12 protein-coding genes and 1 pseudogene are annotated in these 11934 nt (G+C 65.0%); 3 read left to right on the top strand and 10 right to left on the bottom strand.

Annotated features, from left to right (window positions below; all coding sequences use genetic code 11):
* Positions 1–81 precede the first annotated feature (81 nt).
* The 6 genes from IR187_RS15180 to IR187_RS15155 all read right to left on the bottom strand — a co-directional run bounded on the left by IR187_RS15180 (position 82) and on the right by IR187_RS15155 (position 3974).
* Positions 82–1107 carry an aspartate-semialdehyde dehydrogenase gene (locus tag IR187_RS15180; RefSeq protein ID WP_194955427.1) on the bottom strand — a complete coding sequence of 342 codons (1026 nt, stop codon included), beginning with the start codon at positions 1105–1107 and terminating at the stop codon, positions 82–84.
* 109 nt (positions 1108–1216) lie between these two features.
* Positions 1217–1594: a 50S ribosomal protein L19 gene (gene rplS / locus IR187_RS15175; protein WP_058816170.1), complete on the bottom strand. Its 378-nt coding sequence runs from the start codon at positions 1592–1594 to the stop codon at positions 1217–1219.
* 4 nt (positions 1595–1598) lie between these two features.
* Complete coding sequence (trmD, locus tag IR187_RS15170) at positions 1599–2336, bottom strand: tRNA (guanosine(37)-N1)-methyltransferase TrmD (RefSeq protein WP_194955426.1); 738 nt, start codon at positions 2334–2336, stop codon at positions 1599–1601.
* A complete protein-coding gene (locus IR187_RS15165) occupies positions 2333–2713 on the bottom strand; it encodes a type II toxin-antitoxin system VapC family toxin (protein ID WP_194955425.1) in 381 nt (126 codons plus the stop codon). Before IR187_RS15165 ends, trmD begins: the two co-directional genes overlap by 4 nt.
* Positions 2710–2997: an AbrB/MazE/SpoVT family DNA-binding domain-containing protein gene (locus IR187_RS15160; protein ID WP_194955424.1), complete on the bottom strand. Its 288-nt coding sequence runs from the start codon at positions 2995–2997 to the stop codon at positions 2710–2712. The genes IR187_RS15165 and IR187_RS15160 overlap by 4 nt, the downstream gene beginning before the upstream one ends.
* 56 nt (positions 2998–3053) lie before the next feature.
* Positions 3054–3974, bottom strand: a complete 921-nt coding sequence (locus IR187_RS15155; protein WP_194955423.1) for a LysR substrate-binding domain-containing protein — start codon at positions 3972–3974, stop codon at positions 3054–3056.
* Between the two features lie 102 nt (positions 3975–4076).
* On the opposite strand from IR187_RS15155, the gene IR187_RS15150 reads away from it, so the two are divergent.
* Positions 4077–4241 carry a hypothetical protein gene (locus tag IR187_RS15150; protein WP_194955422.1) on the top strand — a complete coding sequence of 55 codons (165 nt, stop codon included), beginning with the start codon at positions 4077–4079 and terminating at the stop codon, positions 4239–4241.
* Positions 4242–4431: 190 nt separating this feature from the next.
* Positions 4432–5679, top strand: a complete 1248-nt coding sequence (locus IR187_RS15145) for a sensor domain-containing diguanylate cyclase (RefSeq protein WP_194955421.1) — start codon at positions 4432–4434, stop codon at positions 5677–5679.
* A 9-nt stretch (positions 5680–5688) separates the two neighbouring features.
* On the opposite strand, the gene IR187_RS15140 is transcribed toward IR187_RS15145, so the two are convergent.
* The 4 genes and pseudogenes from IR187_RS15140 to ffh form a co-directional block, all read right to left on the bottom strand.
* Positions 5689–7197 carry a serine hydrolase domain-containing protein gene (locus IR187_RS15140; RefSeq protein WP_194955420.1) on the bottom strand — a complete coding sequence of 503 codons (1509 nt, stop codon included), beginning with the start codon at positions 7195–7197 and terminating at the stop codon, positions 5689–5691.
* A 76-nt stretch (positions 7198–7273) separates the two neighbouring features.
* Positions 7274–7768 (bottom strand): ribosome maturation factor RimM, encoded by a 495-nt coding sequence (gene rimM / locus IR187_RS15135; RefSeq protein ID WP_194955419.1) that lies wholly within the window; start codon positions 7766–7768, stop codon positions 7274–7276.
* 267 nt (positions 7769–8035) lie between these two features.
* Positions 8036–8509 (bottom strand): annotated as a pseudogene (gene rpsP / locus IR187_RS16915) (30S ribosomal protein S16); the annotation flags it as partial.
* A 52-nt stretch (positions 8510–8561) separates the two neighbouring features.
* Positions 8562–10004 (bottom strand): signal recognition particle protein, encoded by a 1443-nt coding sequence (gene ffh / locus IR187_RS15125; protein ID WP_194955417.1) that lies wholly within the window; start codon positions 10002–10004, stop codon positions 8562–8564.
* Between the two features lie 248 nt (positions 10005–10252).
* Here ffh and IR187_RS15120 point away from each other — a divergent pair, with 248 nt between their 5' ends.
* A complete protein-coding gene (locus IR187_RS15120) occupies positions 10253–11896 on the top strand; it encodes a putative bifunctional diguanylate cyclase/phosphodiesterase (RefSeq protein ID WP_194955416.1) in 1644 nt (547 codons plus the stop codon).
* Positions 11897–11934 lie beyond the last annotated feature (38 nt).

Below are 11934 nucleotides of genomic sequence, written 5' to 3'. Positions count from 1 at the left end.
GAAGTCGAGACACGCTTCGTTCGCGCGTGCCTTCGGCGTGTCTCGACTTCGCTCGACACGAACGGAATTCGGAGGGCGCGATTAGCCCTTCTTCAGATGCCGACGCCCCAGCAACTCGGCGATCTGGACCGCGTTCAACGCCGCCCCCTTGCGCAGGTTGTCCGAAACGCACCACAGGTTGAGGCCGTTTTCGACCGTCGGGTCTTCACGGACGCGCGACACAAAGGTCGCAAAGTCACCGACGCATTCGACGGGGGTGATGTAGCCGCCATCCTCGCGCTTGTCGTGGAGGACGACGCCAGGGGCTTCGCGCAGGATGCGCTGGGCGTCCTCGGCCGACAGTTCGCGCTCCATTTCGATGTTGATCGCTTCCGAATGGCCGACGAAGACGGGGACGCGGACGCAGGTCGCGGTGACCTTGATCTTGGGATCGAGGATCTTTTTCGTTTCGACCACCATCTTCCACTCTTCCTTGGTCGAGCCGTCGTCGAGGAAGCTGTCGATGTGCGGGATCACGTTGAAGGCGATCTGCTTGGTGAACTTCTGGATGTCCTTTTCGTCACCGACGAAGATCTGGCGCGTCTGGTTCCACAGCTCGTCCATGCCCGCCTTGCCGGCGCCCGACACCGACTGATAGGTCGACACGACGACGCGGGTAATCTTTGCGGCATCGTGCAGCGGCTTCAGCGCGACGACCATCTGCGCGGTCGAGCAATTGGGGTTGGCGATGATGTTGCGCTTTTTATAGCCGTCGATCGCGTCGGGGTTTACCTCGGGCACGATCAGCGGCACGTCGGGGTCCATGCGGTAGAGCGAGCTATTGTCGATGACGACGCAGCCCGCCGCGGCGGCCTTGGGCGCGTGGATCTTGGTCGCTTCGCTGCCGATTGCGAAAATCGCCATGTCCCAGCCCGACCAGTCGAAATTCTCGATATTCTGGCATTTGACGGTCTTGCCGGTGTCGCCGATTTCGATGTCGTCGCCTTGGCTGCGCGACGACGCGACCGCGGCGATCTCGTCATAGGGAAATTCGCGCTCGGCAAGGATGGCGAGCACTTCGCGCCCGACATTGCCCGTCGCACCCGCGACGACGATCCGGTAACCCATTTGTTATGCCCTTTATGCTGATGCTGAAATGAAAAACGACCGGTTCTGCCTGTTGGCGGAACCGGTCGTTTTGGAAAGCTGTTTCGGCTTTGGGTGAGAGAAGCTCTCCTTAGCCTTCGCCGGCTTCCGACCGGTAATCGCGGCGCTCCGCAATACGCGCCGATTTACCAGTGCGCCCGCGCAGATAGTAAAGCTTCGCACGACGCACGGCACCCTTGCGGATGACGGTAATGCTGTCGATGTTGGGCGAATAGAGCGGGAACACGCGCTCGACACCTTCGCCGAACGACATTTTGCGCACGGTGAAGTTGGAGCCCATGCCCTTGTTCGAGCGTGCGATGCACACGCCTTCGAAATTCTGGACGCGGGTGCGTTCGCCTTCGACCACCTTCACGCCGACTTTCAGCGTGTCGCCGGGGCGAAAGGTCGGAATGGTCTTTGCCGCTTTGGCAATTTCTTCGGCTTCGATCGTCTGGATGAGGTTCATGCCTCTAGTCCTTCTTCTTTTGCCGCGCGCCAGAGGCAGGTCGGTCCCGAGCGCCCTCATGGCGCTCCCAAAGGTCCGGCCTGCGTAACCGTGTTGTCACTTCCGCCTGGTGTTTCCGCCAGGCGGCGATCTTCGCATGATCCCCCGATCGCAGCACTTCGGGGATCGTGCGCCCTTCCCAATGAACGGGCCGGGTATAGTGCGGATATTCGAGCAAACCGTTTTCGAACGATTCGTCGTCGCCGCTGCAAGCCGCGCCCATTACGCCGGGAAGCAGGCGAATGCAAGCATCGAGGAGGAGCAGGGCGCCCATCTCGCCGCCCGACAGGATGATATCGCCCATCGACACCTGCTTGATCGGGCGCGCGTCGAAAATGCGTTCGTCGAATCCCTCGAACCGGCCGCACAGGATGATCGCGCCGGGACCGGCCGCGAGGTCGCGCACCCGCGCCTGCGTGATCGGCGTCCCGCGCGGGGTCATCGCCAGCACCGGCAGCCCGGGATGCGCCGCGACCGCATGGTCGACCGCCGCCGCCAGCACATCGGCCTTGAGCACCATCCCCGCTCCGCCGCCCGCGGGCGTATCGTCGACGGTGCGATGCTTGTCGGTCGCGAAATCGCGGATCTGCACCGGCGCGCAATTCCACGTCCCGCTTTCGAGCGCCCGCCCCGCCATGCTGTGGCCAAGCGGGCCGGGGAACATGTCGGGGTAAAGGGTCAGCGGGACGGCGGTGAAGGTCATGGCAACGTCCAATTCTCGACCGTCAGCCCCGGCACGTCGGCGAAGTCGGCTTCGTTGTTGGTGATCACGGCGGCGCCGATGCCGAGCGCGTGGGCAGCGAGCAAGCGATCGAAACGCGCCCGTTTGAAGGGAAGACGCGCATATTCGCGCGCTGCGGCTTCGTCGAAGGCAACAAGCGGGATGGCTGCTACGAAAGCCTCAAGTATCTCGGGCGGCGGCGGCTTACCTACGTAGGTGCCATAAGCGACCTCGGCATAGCTGACGGTCGACATTGCAATCTCGCCAGGCGAGCAATCCGCGATCCGCGCCGTCAGCACCTCATGCCCGACATCCATTGCATAAACCGCCGAATTGGCGTCGATCAGATAGCGGATCACGCCTTCTTGACCGCCTCGGCCAGTTTCGCCGCCTCACGGGCGGCAATGGTGCTCGGGCGTTCCTCGAAATCCTCGCGCGGCGCGAGTTTGAGACCTGGCGCCTTCCCAGCAAAGCCGCTGATGTCGATTTTGGCTTTTGGCTTGTTGGCCGGTTCAAAACGGAACTTGCCGCGCTCTTCACGGACAATCATCTCGGTCCCGTCCTCGATCCCCAGCGCCTTAGGCAGACGCAGCGCGAGCGAGTTGCCCGATTTGAATACTTTGGCACGATATTCTTTGGTCATGGACGGCTCCGTATATACATCATGTATATACATTGCGACACCGGCTGTCGAGACGATTACTCAAGCGGCCGCCACAGCGCCTCGGGGTACCGGTCGCGATCCCTCGCCAGCTCCGCGTGCAGCCATTCGCGGAAGCGTTCGATCTTGCGGACCCCGACGCGGTTTTCGCGGTGGACGAGCCACAGGCCGCGGCCGGTGTCGTGCGCTATGTCGAACGGTTGAACCAATCGTCCGCTGTCGATTTCGGCCTGCCAGTAAAGCGGGGTCATCATCGCAATGCCGAAGCCCGCCTGCACCGCGCTGGCTTCCTGCAGCTGGCTGTCGAGTTCGATGCCTCTCCGCGTCGGGGGCGGCGGCGTCTGGACGCCCGCGGTCGCGAACCAGTCGGCCCACCAGCTGTCGTTCGGGGCCAGGCGCTCGACGCGCAACAGGTCCGCGGGCTCGGCAAGCCGCTCGGCGGCGACAAAGGCCGGCGAGCAGATCGGAGCGATCGCCTGACGCATTAGAAAGTCGACCCGCAATCCGGACCAGTCGCCCCTGCCGATGCGGATGGCAACATCGACGTTCGACGCGTCGAAATCGATGATCCGGTTCGACATCGACAGACGCACTGCCAGATCGGGATAGGCCAGCTGGAAACGACCGATGCGCGAGGCAAGCCAGGCGCCACCGAAACTCGTCACCGCGTCGATCGTCAGCACATCGGCCTCGTCGGCGCCCAGCGCGGCAAAGGCATCGGCCATCGCGGCAAAAGCGCCGCTGATCGCCGGGAGCAACCGCTGGCCGGTTTCCGACAGCCGCACCCGGCCTTTTTCGCGTACAAACAGGGCGCGGCCGAGCCGGTCTTCCAATTGGCGGATTTGATAGCTGACCGCCGCCTGCGTCAGCCCGAGCTCTTCCGCCGCGCGCGAAAAATTCTGCAATCTGGCAGCCGCTTCAAAGGCACGGACAGCGGCGAGGGGCGGAATGCGGCTCATCGCGATATATAAGGTCAACTTATGATATAGCGCAAAGCTTTTGTTGGCGATCGGCGCCACCAAAGCGCATTTGGGCGGCGTCACGATGAAAGGAAACTGACCATGAATGACGAAATCTGGATGCGGACCTGGAACGAGGGTCACAAGGGGTTCTGCGACGATCTCGATCGTTGCTTTGTTGCGCTGGCGGGCGCCGTCACGCGGGTGCGCCGCCGCCGCGAGGCCCATGTCCGTTCGCGCATCGGCGTTCCCGGCCGGCATATCTGATCGTGCCGCCGACCGCGCCCCGCCGTCGATGACGCGAAGTTTGTCGAAGGGAGTCCCCGCCGCGGCCCCCTCTCCCGGTGCCCTTCGACAAACTTCGCGCCATCGGCGGCCCGGCAAACGGTGAGCGCACCGTTAACCAAAAATCAGCCGCTTCGCGCCTAGCGTTCCCGATCGAATGGACGGGGGTCGCATGGCGCTTGGCGCACGTATCGCTATGGCAAGCGCGGGGCTGTTCGCCGCCGCCGCACCGGCGCGGGCGCAATCGTCGTTCGCCAGCGCGACCAGCATGTCGTGGGACGGTGTCCTCACCGGCATCTTTCTGGGACTTTTGCTCTTTTCGCTGGTTTATAACGGCGTCTTTTACCGCCTGCTGCGCGAACGCTTTCTGATCTGGCAGAGCGCGCGCACGCTGTCCTATTTCGCGCTCGTTCTCGCGCTTTCACCGCTGGCGATGGGACCATGGCTGACGCCCGACAGTTTTGCGCGGCAGGTGTGGATCTGTATCTTTTTCGACCTGAGCGTCGTGGTGTCGGGCCCGTTTCTGCGCCGCTATCTGGAACCGGGTACGGTCGGGCCGCGCATCCGCCGCCTGCTTGGCTGGCCGCCCATGTTAATCCTGGCGACCACCCCGGCGATGCTGATCGCCGACTGTCCGCCCGCCTATATGGCGCTGCGCAACATGCTGTTGCTCGCGATGCTGGGATTATGTGCCGCCGCGGTCATCATGGCGCTGCGCCGCGGCAGCCGCACGGCGCGCTACCAAGCCGCGGCGTGGAGCGGCATCGGCGGGGTTTACGGGGTCAGCCTGTTCCACGACATCGTGCTGGGACGCCCTTTCGACGCTTTCCTGTTCCTGCTGTTCCCGGCGCTGGGGCTGGAGGTGATGCTCACCGCGCTCGGCATTCTCGACCGCCTCGTCCGCCTGCGCCGCGAGCGGCAGGAGGCACGCGCGCAGGCCGAGGCGATGCGCATCATTGCGCACACCGATCCCTTGACCGGCCTGCCCAACCGGCGCGCGATCGAGGAAAGTTTCAACGGTGATCCGCCGGTGGCGATCGCGCTGGTCGACCTCGACCATTTCAAGGCGATCAACGATCATCATGGCCATGATGTCGGCGACCGGGTGATCTTTGCCGCAGGGGTCGCATTGGGATCGGGGACGGCGCTGGCGGCGCGGGTCGGCGGCGAGGAATTTGCGCTGCTGTTCCGCGGCCCCGCCGTGGCGGTGGCGACCGAGGCCGAACGGCTGCGCCAGCGCATCGGTGCCTATGTCAAACAGATGGTGCCGCTGCTCGAACGACCGGTGACCGCCAGCATGGGGTTGGTCCATATCGGGCGCGGCACCAGTTTCGGCGCGGCGATGAAATCGGCCGACATCAACCTCTATGCCGCCAAGGAAAGTGGGCGTGACCGGGTGGTGTTTATCGAGGCGGCGTGACGGCGGGCGTCAGGGCGTCACGACGCGAAAGCGCAGCGCCTGCACCGTCGCCGGGCTCGTCGGCGCCAGGAGCAGCATCCCGTCGAGCTTGCCCCGGTCGCAGATCAGGCGGAACGCCGCCGACAAGGCTCCGGTCGGTGCCAGCGGTTCGGCGATCGGGCAATCGCCCACCTCTGCCCTGAGCCGCGCGAGTTCGGCCGCCCAGTTCGCCGCCGAGCGGTCCATGAGAAAATTCATCGCCAGCTTGCCGTCGAGCGGCGCCAGATTGCCCGCGGCATAAGCAGCCCGCGCCGCGGCAAACGCATCGGCAACGGCGGGCGTCACCGGCTGCGCGCGGCCGGTCAGCAACCCGGCTTTGTCCATCGCCACCGCCGCATCCCACGCGGGCGCCGACGGTCCGGCATAGGTGCGGTTCGACAGCGCGAACACCCCGACACCATGGTCGGGCATCAGCATCACATGGCTGCCATAGCCGGGATAGCCGCCGCCGTGCGCCAGCGTCAGCCCGAGGTCGCAGTCCTGCGCGACGCGCCAGCCCATCGCATAAGCGGCGGCCTGTTTGCAGGCGCTGGCGCCGCTGGTGCCGATCCGGTTGGCAACGGACATGAAATTGAGGCCCTGCACCATCTCGCGCACGGTCGCGCGCTTGACCGGGCCGGTGTCGGCGTCGTCGCGCGGCGGCCAAGCCGACAGCAGGAAGGCGACCCATTTGGCATAGTCGTTGGCGCTGACCTGCATGCCGCCCATCGCGTTGAAGGCGCCGTCGATCATCTCGGGTTCCGGCGACCAGCGCTCATTTTCCCAGCGATAGCCGCGGGCGTAATGGGCCTTGGGCGTCTTTGTCACGTCGAAACCGCTGCTCGTCATGCCGAGCGGGGTCAGGATCGCCTGCCGGACATAATCGGCATAATCCATGCCCGACGCGTTGGCGATGATCCGCCCAAGCAGCGCATAGCCATAGTTGGAGTATTCGAACGCCGACTGCGGCGCGCGGCTGAACGGCACGCCGGCGGCGATCATCCTCGTAAAATCATCCTGCGGCAATATCTGTTGCCGGTCGCCCCACGGGTCGTCGGTCACCAGCCCGCCGACATGGTGGAGCAGGTCGCGCACCCGGATACGCGGGCTGTCGGTGGTCGGATAGACCCAGCCCTTCATTTCGGGGACATGGTCTTCGGCGAGGTCGTCGAGGTGCAGCTTGCCATCGTCGCGCAGCTTGAGGATCGCGAGCGCGGTGAACGCCTTGGTCATCGACGCGATGCGGAACCGGCTGTCGGCAGTGACGGCGCTCTTGTCGTCGAGGTTCTGGACCCCGACACCCTTTACATAGGCCAGCTTGCCATCCTTGACGACGCCGTACGCCATGCCGGGAATATGCGCGTCGGCCTGATATCGGGCGAACAGCGCGTCGATTTCGGGGGTGATTTGCGCGAGGGTTTTGGGCGGGGCATCCTGCGCGAACGCGGACAACGGCGCCGCCAGCAGCAATGTCAAAGCCAAGCCCGAAGTCCAACTCATGTTCTGCCTCCCCTATGGTGCGGGGACGCTATCAGCGCGCCACAGCGGCGGCAACGGGCGATGAGATACCGGTTGCCTATTCGACGAATGCCGCGTCGATTGTCATGCCGTCGTCGTTCCATGTCGGCACCGCGCGCACGTTCATCGGTACCATGAAGCGTTTACCGTCGGGCTTGGCGATTTCGAGGATGTCGCCCGCGCCGAAATTGTCGATCGCGACCACCTCGCCCACCGCAAGGCCGTCGGTCGACACGCACGGCAGGCCGATCAGGTCGTGGTAATAATATTCGCCCCCGGCCAGCGGCGGCAGCGCCGAACGCGGGACGGTGAGCAGAGTGCCGCGCAAAGCTTCGGCGGCGCTGCGGTCGGTGATTTCGGCGAAGGTTGCGACGGCGCCCTGATTGGCGGGGCGCACCGATTTCAGGGTTAGCCGGCGGTTGCCCGCGTCGAAAACGGAAAAGGCGCGGAGAGCCTCCGCGCCTTCGCCGAACAGTTTCAGCCGCACCTCGCCCCGCACCCCGTGCGCGCCGGCGATGGCGGCCAGGGTGACGGGGCGATCGGCGCGTGACAAGGCTTAGGCCTTGGCTTCTTCTTCGCCAGCCGGGGCTTCTTCAGCTTCGGCAGCGACCGGGCCGCCTTCGGCGACTTCTTCGGCGATCGCGGTCGCATCTTCGGCGGTCGCGTCGGCAGGCACTTCGTCGGCGACGGCTTCGGCCACCGCTTCGGCGGTCGCTTCGCTCTTCACCGAACCGGTGGCATCCGATTCCGCAGCTTCGGGTGCGGCAGCTTCTTCGGCGGCAGGCGCTTCGGCGGCAGGCGCTTCGGCGGCAGGCGCTTCGGCGGCAGGCGCTTCGGCGGCAGGCGCTTCGGCGGCAGGCGCTTCGGCGGCAGCTTCTTCAGCGGGAGCAGCTTCTTCGACTGCTTCGGGTTCGGGCGCCGGAGCGGCGGCAGCAGCGGCTGCGGCTTCTTCGGCGTCAGCCAGCTTCTGGGCTTTTTCCTCGGCGCGTTCCTTGGCCTTTTCGCCCGGGACGGCCTTGTTGGGGTTGTTGCGTGCGGCGCGTTCCTGGACACCGGCGGCGTCGAGGAAGCGGGCGACGCGGTCGCTCGGCTGGGCGCCGACGCTCAGCCAATGCTTGGCGCGATCGGCGTCAAGCTTGATCCGCTCCGGATCGTCCTTGGCGAGCAGCGGGTTGTAGCTGCCGATGCGTTCGATGAAGCGGCCGTCGCGCGGGCTGCGCGAGTCGGCAACGACGATCTTGTAATAGGGACGCTTTTTCGAGCCGCCGCGGGCGAGGCGAATAGCAGTAGCCATGATATTTTCCTTTGTCTGTAAACTGAAACTAGAAACTGAAAACCGGATTTAATTACTTCTTTTTATTCATAAAATTCGCGAGTTCCGGCGGGATCGACCCGCCGCCGCCAAGGCCGGGCATTCCGCCCATGCCACCCCCCATGCCGGGAATGCCGCCGCCCTTGCCGAACAGCGCGCCGAGGCCTTTCAGCCCGCCCATCTTGCGGATCTTCTTCATCGCGGTGGCCATTTCCTGGTGCATCTTCAGCACCTTGTTGACCTGTTGCACCGTCGTGCCCGACCCGTTGGCGATCCGGATCTTGCGCTTCGCGGTCAGGATTTCGGGCTTGGCGCGTTCCTTGGGGGTCATCGACCCCATGATCGCGTCGAAATGGATCAGCATCTTGTCGTCGGCGCCGCCCTGCGCCATCGCGACCTGCGCTTTTTTGATCCCGGGGATCATGCCCGCGAGGGCGCCAAGGCCGCCCATGCGGCGCATCTGGTTGAGCTGGGTTCTGAGGTCGTTGAGGTCGAACTGGCCCTTGGCCATCTTCGCCGCCATCGCCTCGGCCTCGTCGGCCTGGATCGTTTCGGCAGCGCGCTCGACCAGGCTGACGACGTCGCCCATGCCAAGGATGCGACCGGCAATGCGCGACGGTTGGAAAAGCTCCAGCCCGTCGAGCTTTTCGCCGGTACCCGCAAATTTGATCGGCTTGCCGGTGACGGCGCGCATCGACAGCGCCGCACCGCCGCGCGCGTCGCCGTCCATGCGGGTGAGCACGACGCCGGTGAGCGGCACCTGGTCGGCGAAGCGCTGCGCGACCTGTACCGCGTCCTGACCGGTCAGGCTGTCGACGACGAGCAGGGTTTCAGCCGGGTTCGCCGTACGCGACACCGCCTGCATTTCGTCCATCAGCTGCTGGTCGACGTGGAGGCGGCCCGCGGTGTCGAGCATCAGGACGTCGAAGCCCTGAAGCTTCGCTGCCTGCATCGCGCGCTGGGCGATTTCGACCGGCTGCTGGCCCGCGACGATGGGGAGCGTTGCGACGTCGATCTGTTGACCGAGAACGGCGAGCTGTTCCTGCGCCGCGGGGCGATTGACGTCGAGCGACGCCATCAGCACCTTTTTGCGCTCTTTTTCCTTGAGCCGCTTGGCGATCTTGGCGGTGGTGGTGGTTTTACCCGAGCCTTGCAGGCCGACCATCATGATGACCGCGGGCGGGGCGACATTGAGGTCAAGCTCGGCCGTTTCCGAACCGAGCATTTCGGTCAGCGCGTCGCTGACGATCTTGACCACCTGCTGCCCCGGGGTGACCGAGCGCAGGACGTTCTGGCCGATCGCGAGTTCGGTGACCTGATCGACGAAGCTGCGCACCACGGGCAGCGCGACGTCGGCTTCGAGCAGCGCGATTCGCACTTCGCGCATCGCCGCGCGCACGTCGGCCTCGGTCAGCGCGCCGCGGCCGCGGAGCTTTCCGAAAACATCGCCAAGCCGGTTGCTCAGACTGTCGAACATGCGCCTTTTTCAACCCTTCTGACGCCCGCAACGCAAAAGACGCCGGTGAGCGAAACCTCGCCAACCAGCGGCTATCCGTGGACAGACTTTCCGTCGCGGACATCGATATGTTCGTCCGCAACAGGCGTCCGAACGGGGCGCCAATACACCGATCGCCCGCTGATGGCAAGCAAGGCGAAACCGGCGGTGATTTAACCCAAATTTCACGGCTTGGCGGCATGACAATAAGGATGGTGGGGAAAGACGATATGACGACAGCGCGGCAGCAACCGGACCGCAGCACCGGGGCCAAGCGCGACATTGTGGCCGGCGGCATCGTCGTCGCCGCGATCCTGTTGTTCGTGGGCACCGGCGGAACCGTGATGGAGGCGGCGGTGCGCACGCTGATCGGTCTTGGCGGCGGCCCCGATCGCACGCTGTCCGCCGCGGTCGTACTGAATATCGCGCTGATCCTGTTCGGGTGGCGCCGCTACGAAGATCTGCGCCGCGAAATCCGCGAGCGCACGGAGGCCGAGCGGCAGGCGCGATATCTGGCCGACACCGACCCCCTGACCGGCTTCCTGAACCGCCGGTCGCTGCTCGCCACCGGACAGCAGCAAATTGCTGCCGCAATTGCCGACAAGCGTCAGGTCGCGCTGTTTCTGCTCGACCTCGATCATTTCAAGACGGTCAACGATATCCACGGCCACGCCGCAGGCGACCGCGTGTTGCAGGTCGCGGCGGAGCGCATCTCGGCCATCCTGCCGCCCAACGCTACCAAAGCGCGGCTGGGCGGCGACGAATTTGTCGCGATGCTGGCGTTCGAGCCGTCGGCGCGGCCCTCGATCGAGGCACTGGCCGCCGAATTGGTCGCGGCGCTGGAAAATACCGTCGCACACGACGCGCAGCAGATCCGCATCGGCGCCTCGCTGGGGATTTCGCTCGCCGACGATGCCAGCGTGACGATGGAAACGATGGTCCGTCAGGCCGATATCGCAATGTATAATTGCAAGGACGAGGGGCGGAACCGCTTTTGCTGGTTCGAGCCCGGCATGGAAATGGCGGTGCAGGTCCGCAACCAGATCGAAACCGGCATCCGCGACGGGATGCCGCGCGGCGAGTTCGTCCCCTATTTCGAACCGCAGGTCGATATCGCAAGCGGGCGGCTGGTCGGGTTCGAGATGCTGATGCGCTGGGATTCGCCCGAATATGGGATGATCCCGCCCGAACGCTTTATCCCGGTGGCCGAAGAAAGCGGGCTGATCGGCGAATTGTCGCTGCAGGTTATCCGCCAGGCGATGGAAATCGCCAAACGCTGGGATCCGTCGATCATGCTCGCGGTCAATATCTCGCCGCAACAACTGAAAGACCCGTGGTTCAGCCAGAAGCTGACCAAGCTGCTGGTCGAGGTCGGATTCCCGGCGAGCCAGCTCGAGGTCGAGATCACCGAAAGTTCGCTGTTCGAAAACCTGCCGCTCGTCCGCTCGATCGTCACCAGCCTGAAAAATCAGGGCGTATCGCTGAGCCTCGACGATTTCGGCACGGGCTACAGCTCGCTGTCGCACCTGCGCGCGCTGCCGTTCGACCGGATCAAGATCGACCGCAGCTTTGTGAATGCAATGCGCGGCAGCGCCGACGCGCAGGCGATTGTCGTCGCGATCGTGCGGCTAGGCGAAAGCCTGGCGATGCCGATCACCGCCGAGGGGGTCGAGGACGAGGCGACCGCGATCGAACTGACGCGGCTGGGCTGTGCGAAGGGGCAGGGCTGGTATTTCGGCCGCGCGGCCTCGGCCGCCGACACCGAACGCCTGCTCGCCGAGCGCGGCTTGCTCCGCACGCCGATGCTGCCGCCGACGGCGCCTGATACGGGTTCGGACACCGAGGGCGCCGAGCCGCTACGCAAGACGGCGTGATCGCTCTTCTCCCTCCCTTCCAGGGAGGGGAGAGTAGG

The sequence above is a fragment of the Sphingopyxis solisilvae genome (assembly GCF_015475875.1).
GTDB lineage: Bacteria > Pseudomonadota > Alphaproteobacteria > Sphingomonadales > Sphingomonadaceae > Sphingopyxis > Sphingopyxis solisilvae.
Note: the sequence above shows the minus strand (reverse complement) of the source record. Positions and strands in the feature narration are given on the sequence as shown.